Consider the following 19,006-nt stretch of genomic DNA (forward strand, 5'->3'; position numbering starts at 1 on the left):
CGTAGGCTACGTATAGAGGTGGTTGTATTCGCTTACAGTAGTTTTTAAATGCAACTAGATAAATTCAAAGTCATCAGCGCTTATACTTTAACTTAAAAATAAGAACGTAAACTAACCAAAGAAAGCCCGACCAAGAAATAATAAAACCGACAAGCAACGTCGACATATGTTCCCAAATAATATCTTTAATCATAACGGATTCTGCCGTGTTATTAGGGTTTATGTAAATTTCAATTGGTTCAGAAGCTGAAAACTTTCTCTTTAATTTACCCCCCAATTCAAGCATAAAGCCATCGTCATAAATATCATACCAAGTAACTTTTTTTCCGGTATGTTCTTGGCCACTAGTATTATATTTGTAAAGGATACGAGGCGTGTATAAGGTATATTGGCTTCGATTATCTCTAGTCGTTGTTGTAATCATTTCGTCAATATATACATTTATTATAGTTGCTTTGATGGGAACCCAATTCATTGAAGAGACTGGGCCGGCTAGCCTTTGAAATACTTGTATTGAGAAAACGATGACAAAAACTAGAGCAATTGAAGCGACAAAATAGACCCCCCATCTAGCTTTTCTAAGTTGTGCTCGGCTTACCTCAATAGTCATAAAAACGTCTCATTCAGCCCGTGTCTTATCATATTTTCATAGAAGAATACTTACTCGCTAATTGTTTTTAGCCCACAAATTCTGGTGTTTTTTAAAGCCGAAAAAGTCGTAGGGTTCCCAGAAGCTCGGCACTAAATCGTCAAGGGCATCGGGTGTAAAGTTGTTCGACAGCTGGCTCATGATCTCGCCCAATCTGTCTTGACCCACTCGCATTAACTTTTTCCTGTTCGCAGGGAAGTACAGGTTTCTTCCTTTGGGAATAATTTCTTGCGCACCGCTGGTTATGTACTTCTGGTTTCTTGTCACCACTTTACATAAAGGCTCGGCTGGATTTGTTGGGTTGAGACCAATCACTATGGCGCATTCGTATTGGTCCTTTTCTTGTCCTTTTTCATTTACCGGAATATAAGTAATACCGAAGCCTTGAGGGAAGTAGCCCACAAGTTCAACAAAGTCCTGTGCTAATTGTTTATTTAGGCCCCCTTTCTTCGCAAGTTGCTCAATTAGCATATACCCCTTGGGTAGGCTCATTCGCGAATAGTCTGACTTGGTTGAAAGTACGATGGAAACGTAAATTTGAGGGATCTTTACAATCTCGCCCAAGCCGGATTTTGACACAAAGGCGTCTTTAACCAAACTCAGCAAAAACTCGCTAGCGTCTTTGTGAGTTTGATTGAAACGCTTTCTCTCTTCTTTATTGTTACCAATATAGTTGGGCTGTCCTAAACCATCTGATAAATAACGTAGCGTAAAGTGATAGTTCAGCTTCAGCAGGTCTTTGCGCTGCGACTCTTCTAATAAACGAAACTCATCGAGGTCGCCGTTTTCACCTTTTAAAATGGTTTGAGCCGCAGGGCTTTGTAAACCAATATCTTGCAGAAGAGCTGCGGTAATGAGAGGGCGACCCAGCTCAACTTTCCATTTATCTCGCCAATAGCGGTTTCCGCGAAAGCGAGAGGCGGCTTCGCGGTACTTGGATAAATATTTGTGGGCAATTGTATCGTGCTCTAAAAGTCTATCTACTAAGCGCAACGTTAAAACAGCTTTGTAGAGAGGTTTGAAGCGCATATGTACACTAGCGAAATTGCCCTCAGGGCCTCGCGTTAGCAACATTATTGTTCCAAGCAGCTTGGCGCTTTGTTGTTGTGTTTCTTGCCAGTTATCGCCTTCACAGAGTTCGATGATTTTAGTGCTCACAACGTCCAAACGCTCTAATCTTGCTAGGCGCTCTTCCTCAAGTTTTTCTGAACTATTTTGTATTTGTCGGGCAAGCTGTTCAGCCAATACTTCTTTCTTTTTGTTGCCTTCAATTTGTTTAAGCTGCGCTTTTAAATCTTCGATATGCTGCTCAAGGGAAGGAGTGACTGAAAAATAATGGCTGGCATCCTCAAAAATTGAGCCATAGCCCGTATCTTTGGGATAAATCATATTGATGAGTTGTTTTACCTGCTGCGTGTAAATGCTATCGGGGTTTTGACTTTGTGCGCTCACCGTCTTCCTTTCAAATGATGATGCGAATTGCTATTACTTTGCTTGAAGCAATTCAGGACAGACCAAGCATTACACAGATTATCTAACCTCGTGCCCAAGCTCTACTGCCTCACGTTTTTTCAATTGACTTAAATGATACCGTAAATTTTCACTAATTTTGGTATTTCTTTTAATAACATGCAGTTGCGGCCATGATGCTCGCTCTCCACTTACAATTAGCTGGCTAATGCTTTCGCGGGTTGGGTTAGCCAATACCTGGGATAAATTCCTTATTTGGCGCTTGGGTAAAATATTGATATTGCCTACGTACTGCTGATCAATAATAGAACGTACTTTGTGAATTGCTAGCTTGGCGCTCTTATTTCCTGTCAAACGTTCAATGATATCAATAGCGAAAATACTATTGGTTTTCGCAAGTTGTCCAATATGACGGGCCGACATATCCCATAGCGAGTTAGGATCGATACGGTTTGATGAAATGAACGGCACCGCCAAAGGGTTTGTTTGGCTTACAATACTATGGTTCACGCCATATAAACGAGCCAAGCGCTCGAAGGGGAGATCTGCCATTAACGAACCGTCGGCAAAACGTCGGTTAGGTATGTAGGGGACAATCTCTCCAGCCGGGGTTTTCGCTCTTAGCTGCACTGGGCTAAAAATAACAGGTACAGCACATGATGCACGTACCGCTTGGGTAATAATTGCATTAGGCGATGTTTTGGCATTTAACAGTCGCGAATGCTGATGCAAGTCAGCGGGGGAAACGGTGACAGTTATGTGTCGCCCCGTCTTTTTAAACGCTTCTTCAAAGGTTGTAAGGTCGAACAGTTCAATCAGCGCGTTTTCAAGCACTGAGCTATCGAATAACCCTTTTTTCCCAAGCCCTGCGAAACTTCGCCAGTGCTTAAAGGTTTCGTAAATAAAGTCGGCGCTGAGTGCTTCAAGCAACTGGCCGTGTGTTCGCGTACCTAACATAGCTGCAATAATTGACCCAGCGCTAGAGCCAGATACTACGGTAGGTAGTAAATTCTTTTCGTTTAAAGACTTAACCACGCCAGCATGGAAAAAACCTAAGCCCGCTCCCCCGGAAAGCATAAGGCAACTTCGCCCGAAGGCATGGGCGGTTTCATCAAAAAACGACAGTTTTTCATAAAAATCAACGTCGTGCTCATCGGCGTTATAGATCTGCTCTAGTGCCAATATGACTTCATCAATAAACTGTTCAATAAGGTATTTAGTGCCGATTTTGCAATGGGTTAGCAGAATAGGGTTGGCGATATTGCCTAGATTGCCGTGCAGCCCCTCGTGCAGTATGGACATCAGCGCATGTAAATCGCCTCTGCTTCTAGCCAGCTGTAGGCGTTGAACCCGCTTTTGGATAAGTTTGTAGTCATAGTCATCGCTAGCATCTTTTGTTTTCCATTCTTCAGCGCCAGACAGCGCATCGTGAGCTAGGCATGCGGCCTCATATTCATCGTAACTGCTCGCATGTTCAATCTCATGCTCAAGCTTTTTTAAACGCAAATCGAATACTGCCATAACGATAACCTATTTAAGTTGATGAGCGCTGCTGCCTTTTCTTACATGACAAGCGAGCAAGCGCGGTTAACACCAGCAAAAGGAACAATACGTATTTTGGACGCTGTTTACTAAGTGGCGAATTTCTCGACATTTGCTGGAAAGCATGTGGTAAGCCTGTGCGCACCAACAGCTGTCTATACGCTGACTTGAGTGTATGGTGTAAATTTAGAATCCACTACCTAAACCTTTATGCTAAATCAACCGCTTGGTGCTTTTTGCATGTGACTCAGGCGGTACCTTTTAATTGATAGACTTTCAGAGGATTGTTTTCAATCAACAATTAGCAGTAATTTTGTTTTTTAGATTGACCATTTCATAAGCACTCAGTAGCCTGAGAGAGAAAATAATAATGTGGACCTCTTTTTTGTAGTATGGAATGGAATTTTCAAACGCTAAGCCTGCTATCAATTCCTTTAATTAGCGCCATTGTCGGGTGGCTGACTAACTATTTAGCGGTAAAAATGATGTTTTACCCCATAGAGTTTGTTGGTATTAAACCTTTCTTTGGATGGCAAGGGCTTATTCCCGCTAAACGTCGCCAAATGGCAGAGATTGAGGTTGAGCTAGTTTTAGGCAAACTCCTTAGTGTTGAAGAATTAGCGCAGCGTTTAGATGCAGATGAACTAACCAGGGCTATCGAGCGCCGCTTAGGGCAGGTTATACGAAAAGTCGTCAATGACGTAATGGCCGAATCAGCGCCTCAGCTTTGGGCTGCTTTGCCTGTGCAAGGCAAAAACCTAGTTTATCAGCGCATTGAAAACGACATTCCCAATGTGGTTCACAAAATGGTGGATGATTTCCAACATAACGTTTCAGAAATTTTAGATATTAAAGAGTTGGTGGTAGAGCAGCTGGTCAACACTCCAGAACTTGTCAATGAGATTTTCTTGACTGCCGGCAGCAAAGAGTTTCCGTTCATAGTGCGCTCTGGCTTCTATTTTGGCTTTTTGTTTGGTTTGCCTACCATGCTGCTTTGGTACTTTTTTCAAGCATGGTGGATCTTGCCTCTAGGAGGCTTGCTTGTAGGTTATGCTACCAATTGGATTGCCATCAAAATTATATTTGAGCCCAAGCGCCCAAGAAAACTAGGTCCTATAACTATTCAGGGTATGTTTTTAAAACGGCAAAAAGAAGTATCTGAAGTTTACTCAAGCATTATTGAAAAAAAGCTAATAACACCGAAAAACATTACCCACGTCATCTTACACGGTTCTGGTTCTGCGCAGCTTTTAGAGCTTATTGAACTTCATGTTAACGACGCCATTGAGCGCTATGTTGCCATCGCTCAACCTTATTTCGCGTTGGGTGTAGGTTCAGAAAACTACCATCAAATGAAGGCGCTAGCGGTACGCCAAATATTTGATAATTCTGATAAATACTTACTTTATGCCTTTGATTATGCCAACAATGCGATGCAGATAGGGCACGATTTGAGTGAACGTATGCAGGCATTAAGTGTTGAAGAATTCGAAGGTGTGTTGCGCCCAGCGTATCAGCAGGATGAGTGGAAACTTATCGTAACAGGGGCTATTTTGGGTATGGTAGCTGGTGTAGCTCAACTCTATCTGGTGTTTATGTAACGTGTTTCACGAGTAAAAAATTAACGCACTGGGTTGGCAAAGGATTGGACTAATTTATGAAAACCGCGCAGAAAATACTACTTACCGCGTTAACGTTATTTAACGAGCACGGCGAAAACACGGTCACCAGTGTTGATATCGCCGTCGAGATGGATATCAGTCCGGGGAATCTTTATTACCACTTTAAGGGTAAAGACAGCCTCGTTAGCGCGTTGATGAAAATGCATGAGCAGCAGATGCAGAAGGTACTAAGCCGAGAAAAGCTCGATACACTTAACCCTGAAGAAATTATGTATTACCTGTATTTGCTTATAGATAGCATTCATGTATTTCGCTTTTTCTATCGAAGCCCAGCTGATTTAGCAGAAAAATATCCCAGTATTGTGCGTCCTAGACAGCACATACTATCAAGCCTAAATAAACAATTAGCGTTTCTCTTTGAGTCACTATCAAAGCGTGACATTCTTATTGCCTCTAAAGCAGATAGAACGCTTTTAGTGGACTTGATATCTTTAATTATTACCCAGTCTTGCCAGTTTGATGAGTTAAACAGTCATATGGATAGCACAATGCAGCGTTATCATGCTTTATCACTCATGATGGTAAGTGTAATGCCAAGGCTGGCGATGCCCGATGAACAAAAGTATCAGCTAGAACAGATGCTGCACTCTCATGACTTTATGAGAAATGCCTCAACCCTGTCACCCCTCGACTTCACGTAAAGGAATAGTAATGGCAAAAACGCTCAGTTTCTTAGATAAGTCATTTTGGATAACCGAGTCAGACGAGAATCCAAAACACGTAGCTTGCTTGCAGCTACTTGCCATACCTAAAGGGGCAAAAAGTACCGAATATGTCCCTCAATTATTCCAAGAAATAAGAAGCTTTGCCCGTGCTACTTCTCCCTTCAACTGTGCGGTAAAAACGGTATTGGGGTACCCGGTGGGGTTTGCGCCGGTAAAAAAGCTCAACATGGATTATCACGTTCAAATTCATCGTGTGGCTGATGTTACAAACCGCGAAGCACTCGATGCGTTTGTAGCAAGATTACATGCTTCGCGGTTAGATCCCGACAAGCCGCTTTGGCAATACCATTTCATTTTTGACGACAACAGCGAAACATTTGCCATTTATGCTCGCGTTCATCACATGTATGGCGATGGTGCCACCTTGGTACGCTGGTTTCAGGCTGGGTATGTTTCCAATTCTCACGAAACAAAATTTACACCTGTTTGGGCAGTAAAGCGGCTTCGTTATAAGCGTAGCGAGTCGATAAGTTTTTATAAGCGCTTAGTTGGGGTGGGCTATGCATTAAAGACCGCCTTCGATTTACTCATCATTTTTATTCGCATATTCATGAAAGCGCTGCGAGTGAACCCACATTACATGCCTATTCCTTTCACGGGTACGAAAACAGTGCTGACTGGACAAGTGAAAGCGGGAAGGGCTGTGGCTACCATGGACTTAGACTTTAAGCGAGTGAAAGCCCTGGCAAGGCGAACGCGCTCTACTGCGAACGAGGTGTCGCTATGCGCCTTTGATATTGGCGTACATAAATTGCTGCAAGATCATGGGCAGGTATTTAAAAAAGCCTTATTCACCAATATGCCGATTAACTTGCGCAAACCAGGCGAGAAGACCACAGGTAATAAAATAGCTATTGTGCCGGTGGAGTTAGCACATGGCGAAAATGACCCCTATCTTAGGTTGCGTCAGATTGTGGTGAATCATCGTATTGTTAAAAACGCAGCGCAGCATGCGCGCCCTGCGGCATTTAGTGGCTATACCATTGCAATTCAATCTCTTGCACTGGTCTTCGAATGGTTAAAACTATCTAGCGTAGTTAAGCCTATTGCAAACATTCTAATTTCAAACGTCCCTGGCCCCAAAGATACAAGATATTTAAAAGATGCGGAGTTATTGGCCTGCTATCCCATTTCTACCATGACGCCTGGGGGCGGGGTAAATATTACGCTTATGACCTACGCGGGCACTGCGAATGTCGGATTGGTGTGCTGCAATAAAAATATCGAGTCCTTACAACCACTAGCACGCTATGTCAAAGAGGCGTTCGATATGTTAGAGGCGAGCGTGGACGACCCTAGGCTAAATATTGATGATATTGGTGAGCAGGTGGATACCGTACCTGTCTCTATTGTTTCAGATCACTAGCATGAGTCACTTTGACACTCAGAGCTACTCAATAAGATAGAAGCGCAATACGTCGTCTTCTACACGAACGTTTTGACCTAGTTTCGAAAAGAGTACTTCGCGCCAATGGTCGCCACGCATAGTATGGCTTAAGTCTTCTTGGGTAATTTGCTTTTTTATCGCCTTATTTATGTGCGGAATGTGGTATTCCAACACGGCTTGTTTTGAGCCCGTTAAATAGACTTGTAAATAGTCTGCAGCAATATCAGATGTTCCTGCACTAAAAAGCGAAAGGGCCGACTTTAACGACCCGCCAAGAAGTGTGTTTACACCTTTAGGAAAAAAACGCGAAATTAAAAACTGTGTGTCTTCAATAAGCGCGTAATCATCGTTAACTAAAGTGACACTGTCAGTGAAAAGGTCGGTTAAATAAAGCGTGCTCATGTTTTTGTCATAATGAGGTGATGCTGACACAGTGAACACCACGTGAGCGCGGTAAATAGTTGTAGACGCCACTACCATGTTAAGGGCGGCAAGGCATTGAAGACCAATACGGTTGTTTACATTATCTAATGTAATGTTGCCTTCGAGGACGGTTACTGTACCCGTACCCATAGGAATGTCGAAAGTGAAAGTGTAAGGAAAGCTATCGTTTATAAGGTGTTGGAGTTCACTTTTGGTAAAGTCGTCGTGCGTCAGCTTACCCCATTTCACAAGCCATTGTGCCAGGTACACTTTGCATTTGTCTTTGAAGGATAAGTTATTGGTCAAGATGTATTCTTAGCCTAATGTTGCTAGGCAGTGGCATTTAGCTAGATAGTCTAACGTAATGCATATACCGATATAGCACTTAAGTTATCAGGATTATTAGATTTTTTAAATCTTACAATTTAATTCTTTTATTGATGAAGTATTGTTTGCTAATCTGGTCGTACCACAACGTTTTATTAACATTTAAAAGTCTTGCCCTCAAGGAGTTGGCGAAATGAGCGAAGTACTCAGCAAATACGATTACATTATTGTAGGCGGCGGTTCTGCCGGGGCGGTGCTTGCCACTCGATTATCGGAAAATCCTGCATTAGATATTTTGCTATTGGAAGCTGGCTCGAAAGATACCAACCCACTTATTCATATTCCTTTTGGTTTATCTTTGCTTAGTAGGTTTGAGGGTATAGGTTGGGGTTATCATACGGCGCCACAAAAAGAGATGTATGACAGAGAACTGTTTTGGCCCCGCGGTAAAACTTTAGGCGGCAGTAGCTCGGTTAACGCCATGTGCTATATTCGAGGTCAACAAGAGGACTACGACCGCTGGGCCAATCAAGAGGGGGCCGAGGGCTGGTCATTTGAAGATGTGTTGCCTTATTTCAAGCGCTCAGAAAATTTTGAAGAAGGTGCTGATGAATACCACGGCACAGGTGGCCCATTAAATGTTAGCAAGTTAAGGCATACCAGCGTGCTGTCAGACGCATTTGTTAACTCAGCCTCGTTTGCCGGCTATCAACAGCTTGACGACTTTAACCGAGACGATAGGGAAGGGCTTGGATACTATCATGTTACACAAGCCAACGGCCAGCGCTGCTCAACAGCAAAAGGCTACTTAACGCAGGCAAAGCATCGCAATAACTTAACTGTTTTAACAAAAGTTGCTGCCGAAAAAGTGCTCTTAAAAGAAGGGCGTGCAATTGGCGTTCAGGTACGTGAAAAAGGCGCAGTAAATCGCTATTTCGCTAAAAGCGAAGTCATTCTTTGTGGCGGCGCGATAAACTCTCCACAACTTCTAATGCTATCAGGTATTGGACCAAGAGCAGAGTTAGAAGACAAAGGTATTTTTGTTCAGCAAGACTTGCCTGGCGTAGGCCAAAATCTACAAGATCACCTAGATGCCATCGTGCAATATACCTGTAAAGCCAGAGAGGGCTATGCAGTGGCATTCGGAGCGCTACCTTCTTATGTTAAAGCCACCGCAGACTACGCGTTTAAGCGCAAAGGTATTCTTTCTTCAAATATTGCTGAAGCCGGTGGTTTTGTTAGTTCAAGCTTAGCAACACAAGGTCCTGACATTCAGTTTCATTTCTTACCTGCAATCTTAAATGATCATGGAAGACAGTTGGCCTTTGGGTATGGTTATGGCCTACACGTATGCTGCCTATACCCGAAAAGCAGAGGAACTATATCGCTTCAAAGCAATCACCCTGGTGATCAGGCGCTTATTGACCCCAACTACCTCTCGGCAGAGGAAGATCAGCAAGTCATGATTGAAGGCGTGCGTATCGCTCGTAAGCTACTGTCTGCACCGGACTTCGACAAGTTTCAAGGCAGTGAACTATACCCGGGGGATGATGCGCAAACAGATGAAGAAATATTAGAGTTTTTGCGTGAGCGCGCTGAAACCATCTATCATCCAATTGGTACCTGTAAAATGGGCAGTGATGACGACGAGATGGCGGTGGTTGATACTCAGTTGCGGGTAAGAGGTATAGCAGGTCTTAGGGTCGTAGATGCTTCGGTGATGCCAAGTTTAATCGGCGGCAATACCAATGCACCCACCGTCATGATTGCCGAACGTGCTGCAGAGTTTATTAAGGCGACGCACGAAGGTCAGCCTGTTTCTCTGGCTAAAGCTGAATCGGTGTAACTAAAAAAGTGCTACGAGCGAGGCTTCGTCTCGCTCTGGCAATTCATCTGTTTTAGGCACCCATTTGCTTGCAGCAGTTTTAGCACGCAGTGCAGATCGAATCTTAAAGGCTATTTTTCCGCTCTAGGCAGTTGAACGCGCTTCGCGGCGTACAAGCGCAACGCTGTATTCAAGTTGTTGTGTCGATAAGACGTTTACACTTGCTTTTGCATAAACAAATCTGCTGCACAATCACACATTTCCTCGATATGACTGCTGTCAGCGTATATACCATCAATAAGCAAACGCGCTATACCGTGTAACGTGCCCCACGTCACCTGTGCGAGCCTCAGCGCATCCTGATTGTTTGGAAGTAGTCCTTTATCTTGCCAATAGCGCGTCATCGTAACTTGAAACTGAAAGCAGGGAAATGCAACATCTTTCAGGTCGTTGGTCGCCGCTTGGTTTTGCCAAATAGTGCGACCAAACATCAATTCGTACATCTCTGGATTGTCGGCAGCGTAGCCAATGTATTCGTGCACAAACTCACGGAAGCGCGCCTTTGGCGTTTTGTCTTCTTGTTCGAAGATTCGTTTAGCTGCGCTATGCCAGTCGCTAAAGCCCTTTGCCGCGATAGCACTTAACAGCGCACTTTTATCTTTAAAATGATGATACGGTGCAGTACGTGAAACCCCGGCATCTTCTGCCAGCTTTCTAAGGGATAAACTATCAACGCCGTGCTCAGACAAACGCACAGTTGCTGCCTCTATCAGGGCGCTGCGGAGATCTCCGTGATGGTAGCTTTGTACTGCATTAGCCATAAACCAAATGTTTCCAACTTTATTATTGAGACGAATAGATAACGTTTTATCTTGACAGTGTCAACATAGCCTTTTATCTTGACGCTGTCTAGTTTGCAAACTTGTTAACAGGAACAGCCCAAGGAGACAGCGCAAACCATGAAGTACTCTACATTAGAAGTAAAACAAGAGGGTCATATTGCCCACGTAGTACTTAACCGCCCCGATGCAATGAACAGCATGATCCCAGAGTTCTGGACAGAGCTACCGGCAGCCATTCGTAAAATAGATGATGAAGCCAAGGCACGGGTAATCGTTATTTCATCAACGGGTAAGCATTTCTCTGCCGGTATGGACTTATCGGTGTTCCTGAATATGAAAGAAGACTTTAAGGGCGACCCGTCGCGCAGAGCAGAGCGTATGCGTCGTATGGTGATGTTGCTGCAAGATAGCTTTACCGCCATAGAGCAGGCACGTATGCCGGTTATTGGCGCCGTGCAGGGTGGGGCGATTGGTGGTGCAGTAGATTTACTTAGTGCGTGTGACATGCGCTATTGCACACAAGATGCTTTTTTTACTATTAAAGAAACCCAATTAGGCATGACAGCTGATGTCGGCACGCTTCAGCGTTTACCAAAGCTTATCCCTATCGGTATTGTGAAAGAACTCGCCTATACAGGCCGCAATTTCGGAGCTGCAGAAGCGCAGCAACTTGGCTTTGTAAATCAGGTATTCGATGATCAAAGTTCCATGCTAGACGCGGTAATGAAAATAGCGCAGCAGATTGCAATGAATTCGCCGCTAGCGGTTTCGGGCACCAAGACTATGATTAACTACGCGGTAGAGCATACGGTAGCGGAAAGCTTAACCTATATGGCTACGTGGCAAGCGGGTATGTTCCAAATGGAAGATGTGTTTAAAGCCATGGAAGCACAAAAAACGAAAACGCTGCCGGATTATCCGCCGTTACACCCAGCGATTAAAAAAATGAATTCGTAAGTGAATGTAATTAACTGAATTATAAAGCGCCTTCAGAGAAAGAGCGCATTAGATAAGAATATTTAAACAGGTTTTTTAACGGCTTTTACCAAGCCAAAACGACTTTCAGGAATGTATCATGAATCAGACCGTTACCGATCATCCCGTTTACCCCCATTTATTTCGCCCGCTAGATTTAGGTTTTACTACTCTTAAAAACCGTGTCCTTATGGGCTCTATGCACACGGGCTTAGAAGAATTGCCTGACGGCCACAAACGCATGGCAGCATTTTATGGCGAACGTGCTAGAGGCGGCGTAGGGCTTATCGTTACTGGTGGTATTGGGCCAAATGAAGAAGGCGCTACTCATCCATCGACGTTTCGTTTAGATACAGACGAAGCGGTTAAAAACCATAAAGAAGTGACTGACGCAGTGCACATTGCTGGCGGTAAAATCTGCATGCAAATTCTGCATACAGGCCGCTATGCGTATAGCCCTAAGCTTGTGGCACCTTCTGCGGTTCAGGCGCCTATTAATCCGTTTAAGCCAAAAGCGCTTGAAGCTGAAGAGATTGAAAAGCAAATTAAAGATTTTATTACTGCCGCAACCCAAGCACAGCGCGCTGGTTATGATGGCGTTGAAATCATGGGTTCTGAGGGCTATTTCCTTAATCAGTTTATTGCACAGCGTACAAACCACCGCGACGATGAGTGGGGCGGTGAATACGAAAATCGTATCCGCTTGCCTATTGAAGTGGTGCGCCGCGTGCGCGAGGCGGTTGGTAAAAACTTTATCATTATCTATCGTTTATCCATGCTTGATCTTGTCGAAGGTGGCTCTACTTACGAAGAAGTCGTGCAGCTGGGTAAAGAAATTGAAAAAGCGGGCGCCACTATTATCAACACCGGTATAGGTTGGCACGAAGCGCGTATTCCAACCATTGCGACTAAAGTACCGCGAGCGGCATTTACGTGGGTTACCGCTAAATTCCGAGAGGCGCTTTCAATTCCAGTTATTACGTCAAACCGTATCAATACGCCTGAAGTGGCTGAAGAAGTACTGTCTCGCGGCGATGCAGATATGGTATCTATGGCTCGCCCATTCTTGGCGGACCCTGATTTTGTGCGCAAAGCTCAGCAAAATAAAGCCGACGAAATTAATACCTGTATTGGCTGTAACCAAGCCTGCCTTGACCATGTATTTAACGGCAAAATGACTAGCTGTTTGGTGAACCCACGTGCCTGTCACGAGCTTGAAATAAACGTTAAACCAGCCGATACCAAAAAGCGTGTTGCAGTGGTAGGCGCAGGCCCAGCTGGATTAGCAGCGGCAGTGACTTCAGCCAAGCGCGGCCACGACGTTGTGATTTACGACGCGTCTAGTGAAATTGGTGGGCAATTTAATATTGCCAAACAAATTCCAGGTAAAGAAGAGTTTTACGAAACGCTGCGTTATTTTAAGCGCCAGATTGAGCTTCATAAAAACATTACCCTTAAATTGAATACATATGTTGACGCAGCTGCGCTAAATGATGAAGGGTTCGATGAAGTGATGATTGCGACGGGCATTAAGCCGCGCACGCCAGCGATTGAAGGCATTGATCACGAAAAAGTACTCACCTATATCGACGTATTGAAGGAAAAGAAACCTGTCGGCAATAAAGTGGCCATTATCGGTGCTGGTGGCATTGGTTTTGATACCGCTGAGTACTTGTCGCATGGCAAAGAAACGCCAAGCCAAGACATCCCAGCGTTTATGAAAGAGTGGGGCATTGATATGACATTTTCTGCTCGCGCGGGCATTGAAGGTGTTAAGCCACAGCCAGAGCCATCGCCAAGAGAGATTTTCCTATTGCAGCGCAAGACAACCAAAGTTGGCGCAGGTTTAGGTAAAACAACGGGATGGGCGCACAGAGTGGGTCTACTAGCCAAAGGCGTGACCATGATCCCTGGTGTAAGCTACGACAAAGTCGATGACGAGGGGCTACATATTACCGTTGACGGCAACAGCCAAGTATTACCGGTAGACAACATCATCATTTGTGCAGGCCAAGAGCCAATGCGAGATATCGTTGAAGGCTTAAACATGCCTTATCACTTAATTGGTGGTGCAGACGAAGCACTAGAACTAGACGCAAAACGGGCCATCGACCAAGGCACGCGTGTGTGCGCAGCGGTTTAACGACCGAGTAAACCCAAACTTGTTACAATTATGAGCGCCTCATAAAGAGGCGCTTTGTTTTACGCATAAAAAAAGCTAGGCTTGTTGCGTTCTGTTGTAGCAACGCAAATCTGCTATCATCGTTTTCTTTTTTCGAGACAAACATGTCATACAGCAGCACCCAAGACTTAATTCAAGCAGTCACCAATTCTCCAGAAACAATTGAGTTTAAAGACGTTATCGCGCTTGTTGATAGCGCCTTCGTTTTCACACCCTCCGCTTTTATTAATGGTGATGTGAAAAACGAAGCGAACCAGAACAACGGCTCTTGCAAACTGCTCGCACTCGGTCAGCATTTAAACCTAAACCAAGCTCGAACGCTGGCCCTATTTGGGCGGTTTTATCGCGAAGACGTACTTAATAACCCTAACGGCGACGACCACGCCAATATCCGCAACTTTATAAAAACGGGTCACGAAGGGGTGGTGTTTGAGACGTTTCCTTTAATTGAGCTGCAAAATTAATGCACAGCGCTATAGAGGTTTGAAAGGCGAGAGGCGTAAAGCTCTTGCCATTGCGCAATCAGCATTAATCACGCTCAGTCAAAACCAATTCACTAGACTGGGGCATTATCGCAAAGTCAAATTGCCCTAAGACGTTCATTCCCAATAATCCATCAGAATCGGGTAATGCGTTTTCGGGCAGCACGATGGCTGAAACATCGTTGAACTCATAGCCTGCGAAATAAAAGCGCGGTATTTGTACCAGTGGGGCTTCAATAGTTCCTGAGGCGGTTCTCACGTTGAAGTTACCGATAAACGTGAGGTTTCGCATACGACCCAAGCGAGCGAACAATCGTGACGATATTGCTGTGGTACTGGCACCCGTATCTAAAATCATGGTGGCTTTTTGGTTAAGCGCCTTTGCTTCAAGGCGATATTGGTCACCAATGCGCTCTAAAGCTACGCGAGTTTCATACCGCGCCGCCTCAGCGCCTGTTGGCACTAGTTCACTTTCGCTTGGCATATTGTCTGTGTTGGCAATATCACGCATCTCATAGGCTTTATTGCGAATAATGTTGGCGTCTCTATCGTTTAATGGCAGGGCTGCAAGCACATCTTCCATCAAGGTAAGCTTTTGCTGATAGGCGTAGGCTTCAGCCAAGTTAAGGGTGTAGTGTTTCGCGTCGGGGATGCGCTGATACAAAGGTTCATTTAACCTTGCTACCAATTCCCATTGTTCGTCTTGACTCAGTTGCGTCTGCGCTTGTTGATATAAGGTAGCAATTTTTGTGTCTATAAACGTGAGTGTTTCGTTTGAAAGAGGCAGTTCAGCCAAGTCGTAGTAGTGCACTAGCACAGTGGGAAGGGGCTTGGTTAACTCAATTAATTCAGCTTCTAGTAACAGCAGCGATTCGTTGAGAGAGTCATTTTTTAATAGGTTTGTAAGCTCAGTGGCAAGTAATGCATATTGCCCGTTGTTAAGTAAAGCTGTTAGCGCTGATAGCTGGTCTTGGTCTAATTGAGATGAAGACAAGCCCAACCCCTTTATCTCACTTGATACCGTATTTGACCTGTTGATGTCAGAGCGAAAGTCAGCAGAGCGTGGGTCAGAAGAAGGCTCTGCCTTGCTTCCTACATTTACATCGCTTTTGTGTTTTTCACTATCTTCTAGACGATGTTCGTAGTTTGCCTCTAATTCATAAGCTTTATCATTGTGCTGCTTTAAGCTAACCCACAGATATATGTTAAAGCTTAACGACATACAAAGAATAATCACAAGCAGTGCTGCTAGCCAGGTTTTCATTTGGATATACAAGCCTCGCCGTATATGTCCACAAATTGCTTAGGCATCCGCTTTGGCGCGCCGGTATCAAGGCTAACACACACGAATGTTGTTATAGCATCGAATACGGTTTTATTCCGCTTAGGGCAGATGAACTGAAATTGGCGTTTCAAGGTCAATTTTTTATCACAGTGGACTATCCAAGTTGCACACTCTAACGTATCGCCAAGATGCGTAGGAAGATGGTAGTTAAGCTCGTGACGTTTTATCACCATCCCACGGTTTAGCGCTTGATAATCGGCAAATTGTAAGCCAAGGGCGTTTGAGTGTGCCCACGCGAGGCTTTCTAGCTGCGACAGGTACGCCACATTGTTCACGTGCTGATAGTGATCGATGTGTGTTTCATCGATATGCCATTGTTGCACATAGGGGGTGTCTAACATCCAATTTAGCGTGGTGGAACTCAAACCTCTTCCTCATTCATACATCTTGGTTCTATTCTAGCTGCTTCATTACCGTTGGTTTAGCGCTGTTGTTCAAATGGCCTGTTTTTGCGCTTCTGTTTTTGCAACTTATACCACAGGCAATGGGTTATCTTCTGGTAAGGTTAAATCGTCACTTAACAGCGATTGCATAATTGCTTTTTCTCTTACCAAAACAGGCTGTATAAAGCTTTGCACATCACCTAGTGCTTTAAATGCATTAAAACCACGCTCTAAAAACTCATGCAGAGCAAGCAAACCGGCTAGTTTGGCTGGGCGACGCGAAAGCGAAATCAACATACCTATACCACGAATCTTTATTACATCAGAGAGCTGATCGCCCAAGTGCGAAATAATATCGATTTGGTGCGCTCTGTCTTCCATCCTGCCTACGTTGCGATAAGCAAGGGCATAGTTATCTCGGTTGATGGGCTCCCCAGGAAAATGGTTTTGTAAATATTGGGCCATTGCCATGTCTAAATCGAACGACAGTGCATTTAACGATAATGCATCGTCCATGGCGTTCATGGCTTTGTCGGGCAATACTTTTGCGAGCTTGGGAATAACGCGCACTAAGTCAGCGTCGCGCTGGCTGAAATCTTTTGGCCCGTACAATTCATCTACAAAGAACGCCATGGCTTTTTGATAGCGTTTTTGTTTTGCCAGCTCGTCATGCGTGATTAGTAAACGCTCGCACTGCCAATGCTGAAGCTGATGAATTATAGGCATTACTCCCAACTGATTGGCCAAATCACGAAGGGCATTTACCCGATGAATATGTTTAATTATCTGTTGCGCCAAATGAGAAACTCCCTGTTGAACTAATGTGACTCTTTCGCTCTTGTAAACTTAGATTGACCTATGCAAGCATGCCTTTCAAGTGAGAAGACAAAGTTTTGCTGGTATACTCCATCACCATTGATTTAGCTCACTTGTATAGAACTTATTTGCCGACATGAAGATTGCAAGTCATCACGCTCTTCCAGACCCAGACGTACCCGCGTTAATAGCTCTGTTTAATTCTACATTTGAAGATTTTAATACGCGCTTGGTTTTAGGTGATGATGAACCCATTTACCTCCCTGCAAATGGTGAAAGGTCTTACCATCAAATCGTGTTTGCCCATGGATTCTTTTCAAGTGCTTTGCATGAAATTGCGCACTGGTGTATTGCCGGAGAAAAGCGCCGACTATTAGAAGACTACGGCTACTGGTATTGCCCAGACGGTCGCGATGCAGCGCAGCAAGCCGACTTTGAAAAAGTAGAAATAAAGCCCCAAGCGATTGAATGGGCGTTTACAGAAGCCGCGGGAAGAAAGTTTCAGGTAAGTACGGATAATTTGAATGGTGCTGAGCCTGACAGAGAAGGCTTTACCCGAAATGTTGCTGCTCAGCTAGAAGCCTACGAAGCTAATGGTTTTCCACCTCGCGCTGAACGTTTTAAACGAGCGCTGTCATTTGAGTTTGGCAAAAGTAAATTATCTGCTTTACCTAGCAATTTGGCTGAAAATGCGCCAACAGGTCTAGAAAGAAGCGAAATAGGTTGCGGGATAGGAGTTGTTGCTGAATGAGTCAAGTTAGCACTAGACAATCAGTGTCTGATCACAAGCCTACATTCAAGCTAGGCGTCATAGTTAACCCCTTTGCCGGTATTGGCGGAGCGCTTGCGCTTAAAGGTAGCGATGGTGCTGATATTCGTGAAAAAGCCCTCGCTATGGGAGCAGAGAAAAAAGCTAACGAAAAAATGGCCAAAGCGCTAAGTATTTTAGAAGCGTTGTCAGGTCAGTTCACAGTAGTTACAGCCTCAGGCGACATGGGCGAGACCGTATGTGAATCTCTAGGTATCCCTTGTGAAGTCATCTATACAGCCAATGCCGAGCAAACCGAGGGCGAAGATTCAGAACGTGCAGCCAAAGCAATGGTGGATGCAAACGTCGACTTGCTGCTTTTTGCTGGCGGGGACGGCACAGCCCGTAATATCTGTAGCGTAGTTGGAACACAAGTGCCCGTGCTAGGCGTGCCTGCAGGGTGCAAAATTCACTCTGGCGTTTACTGTGTATCGCCGTCGGCGGCAGGACAGGTAGTAAGTCAAATGATCGCAGGCGAGCTTGTAAGTGAAATGGACGCAGAAGTCCGTGATATTGACGAAAACGCCTTTCGCGAGGGCAAAGTTATTGCCAAACACTATGGTGAAATGCGCGTACCCGCTGAACTCACTTACGTTCAAGCTGTAAAAATGGGCGGTAAAGAAGACGAGGCCTTGGTGCTTGACGATATAGCGGCATATGTTAGCGAGATCATGGACGATGAGCCTGATACGTACTTTGTTATGGGCTCGGGCTCTACGGTAGGCGCTGTCATGGAGTTCCTTGGCTTAGACAACACCTTGTTAGGCGTTGATGTGGTGAAGCAAGGTGAGTTAATTGCAAGTGACGTGACCGCCAGTGAACTGATTGCGCTGACAAAAGACAAACCCACCAAAGTGATTTTGACGGTTATTGGTGGTCAAGGGCACATCTTAGGGCGTGGAAATCAACAGTTAAGCCCAGCGTTTATTCGTCAAATTGGCAAACAAAATATGCTTGTTGTCGCCACTAAGCAAAAACTGCAGGCATTAAACGGAAAACCGCTTCGCTTAGACTCAAGCGACGCTGCGCTTGATACTGAATTAGCGGGTGCCTTTACGGTTATTACCGGCTACAAAGACAAAGTACTTTGCCAAGCTGTATAAAGGCATTACGCCATATACCAGAGCTAATTCATTACCTTTT

At 44.6% G+C, this 19,006-nt stretch carries 17 protein-coding genes; 9 read left to right on the plus strand and 8 right to left on the minus strand.

The features are described from left to right. Positions 1-73 precede the first annotated feature (73 nt). From V7R55_RS10360 to V7R55_RS10370, 3 genes are all read right to left on the minus strand, one after another. Positions 74-610 carry a DUF3592 domain-containing protein gene (locus V7R55_RS10360; RefSeq protein WP_334059400.1) on the minus strand — a complete coding sequence of 179 codons (537 nt, stop codon included), beginning with the start codon at positions 608-610 and terminating at the stop codon, positions 74-76. 57 nt (positions 611-667) lie between these two features. Beyond that, complete coding sequence (locus tag V7R55_RS10365) at positions 668-2,101, minus strand: hypothetical protein (protein ID WP_334059401.1); 1,434 nt, start codon at positions 2,099-2,101, stop codon at positions 668-670. 78 nt (positions 2,102-2,179) lie between these two features. After that, complete coding sequence (locus V7R55_RS10370) at positions 2,180-3,640, minus strand: DUF3336 domain-containing protein (protein ID WP_334059402.1); 1,461 nt, start codon at positions 3,638-3,640, stop codon at positions 2,180-2,182. Between the two features lie 413 nt (positions 3,641-4,053). Between V7R55_RS10370 and V7R55_RS10375 the strand changes: the two genes are divergently transcribed. From V7R55_RS10375 to V7R55_RS10385, 3 genes are read left to right on the plus strand one after another with little or no spacing between them, the layout of a single operon-like run. Beyond that, positions 4,054-5,262 (plus strand): DUF445 domain-containing protein, encoded by a 1,209-nt coding sequence (locus tag V7R55_RS10375; RefSeq protein ID WP_334059403.1) that lies wholly within the window; start codon positions 4,054-4,056, stop codon positions 5,260-5,262. Between the two features lie 56 nt (positions 5,263-5,318). After that, positions 5,319-5,984, plus strand: a complete 666-nt coding sequence (locus tag V7R55_RS10380; RefSeq protein WP_334059404.1) for a TetR/AcrR family transcriptional regulator — start codon at positions 5,319-5,321, stop codon at positions 5,982-5,984. 10 nt (positions 5,985-5,994) lie between these two features. Then, entirely contained in the window at positions 5,995-7,434 is a 1,440-nt protein-coding gene (locus V7R55_RS10385) for a wax ester/triacylglycerol synthase domain-containing protein (protein WP_334059405.1), read from the plus strand. 24 nt (positions 7,435-7,458) lie between these two features. On the opposite strand, the gene V7R55_RS10390 is transcribed toward V7R55_RS10385, so the two are convergent. Further along, positions 7,459-8,184 carry a DUF1439 domain-containing protein gene (locus V7R55_RS10390; RefSeq protein ID WP_334059406.1) on the minus strand — a complete coding sequence of 242 codons (726 nt, stop codon included), beginning with the start codon at positions 8,182-8,184 and terminating at the stop codon, positions 7,459-7,461. A gap of 214 nt (positions 8,185-8,398) precedes the next feature. On the opposite strand from V7R55_RS10390, the gene V7R55_RS10395 reads away from it, so the two are divergent. Beyond that, a complete protein-coding gene (locus tag V7R55_RS10395; RefSeq protein ID WP_334059407.1) occupies positions 8,399-10,051 on the plus strand; it encodes a GMC family oxidoreductase in 1,653 nt (550 codons plus the stop codon). A gap of 194 nt (positions 10,052-10,245) precedes the next feature. Here the strand turns inward: V7R55_RS10395 and V7R55_RS10400 are convergent, their stop codons facing one another. Further along, positions 10,246-10,851, minus strand: a complete 606-nt coding sequence (locus V7R55_RS10400; RefSeq protein ID WP_334059408.1) for a TetR/AcrR family transcriptional regulator — start codon at positions 10,849-10,851, stop codon at positions 10,246-10,248. A gap of 138 nt (positions 10,852-10,989) precedes the next feature. Here V7R55_RS10400 and V7R55_RS10405 point away from each other — a divergent pair, with 138 nt between their 5' ends. From V7R55_RS10405 to V7R55_RS10415, 3 genes are all read left to right on the plus strand, one after another. Next, the gene (locus V7R55_RS10405; RefSeq protein ID WP_334059409.1) at positions 10,990-11,829 is read left to right on the plus strand and encodes a crotonase/enoyl-CoA hydratase family protein; all 840 of its coding nucleotides are present in this window, start codon (positions 10,990-10,992) and stop codon (positions 11,827-11,829) included. A gap of 118 nt (positions 11,830-11,947) precedes the next feature. Then, positions 11,948-13,990, plus strand: coding sequence for an NADPH-dependent 2,4-dienoyl-CoA reductase (locus tag V7R55_RS10410; protein ID WP_334059410.1), 2,043 nt, complete (start codon positions 11,948-11,950; stop codon positions 13,988-13,990). Between the two features lie 143 nt (positions 13,991-14,133). Further along, positions 14,134-14,493, plus strand: coding sequence for a HopJ type III effector protein (locus tag V7R55_RS10415; protein ID WP_334059411.1), 360 nt, complete (start codon positions 14,134-14,136; stop codon positions 14,491-14,493). A gap of 64 nt (positions 14,494-14,557) precedes the next feature. On the opposite strand, the gene V7R55_RS10420 is transcribed toward V7R55_RS10415, so the two are convergent. From V7R55_RS10420 to V7R55_RS10430, 3 genes are all read right to left on the minus strand, one after another. Further along, complete coding sequence (locus tag V7R55_RS10420) at positions 14,558-15,775, minus strand: retropepsin-like aspartic protease family protein (RefSeq protein ID WP_334059412.1); 1,218 nt, start codon at positions 15,773-15,775, stop codon at positions 14,558-14,560. Further along, complete coding sequence (locus V7R55_RS10425; RefSeq protein ID WP_334059413.1) at positions 15,772-16,221, minus strand: acyl-CoA thioesterase; 450 nt, start codon at positions 16,219-16,221, stop codon at positions 15,772-15,774. Before V7R55_RS10425 ends, V7R55_RS10420 begins: the two co-directional genes overlap by 4 nt. Positions 16,222-16,326: 105 nt before the next feature. Then, a complete protein-coding gene (locus V7R55_RS10430; RefSeq protein WP_334059414.1) occupies positions 16,327-17,037 on the minus strand; it encodes an FFLEELY motif protein in 711 nt (236 codons plus the stop codon). Positions 17,038-17,191: 154 nt separating this feature from the next. Between V7R55_RS10430 and V7R55_RS10435 the strand changes: the two genes are divergently transcribed. Together V7R55_RS10435 and V7R55_RS10440 are read left to right on the plus strand one after the other, a co-directional pair. Further along, the gene (locus tag V7R55_RS10435; protein WP_334059415.1) at positions 17,192-17,806 is read left to right on the plus strand and encodes an elongation factor P hydroxylase; all 615 of its coding nucleotides are present in this window, start codon (positions 17,192-17,194) and stop codon (positions 17,804-17,806) included. After that, positions 17,803-18,966 carry an ATP-NAD kinase family protein gene (locus tag V7R55_RS10440; RefSeq protein WP_334059416.1) on the plus strand — a complete coding sequence of 388 codons (1,164 nt, stop codon included), beginning with the start codon at positions 17,803-17,805 and terminating at the stop codon, positions 18,964-18,966. The genes V7R55_RS10435 and V7R55_RS10440 overlap by 4 nt, the downstream gene beginning before the upstream one ends. Positions 18,967-19,006: the final 40 nt, after the last annotated feature.

This window comes from Alteromonas sp. S005, assembly GCF_036864475.1.
In the GTDB taxonomy this organism is placed as follows: Bacteria; Pseudomonadota; Gammaproteobacteria; order Enterobacterales; family Alteromonadaceae; genus Alteromonas.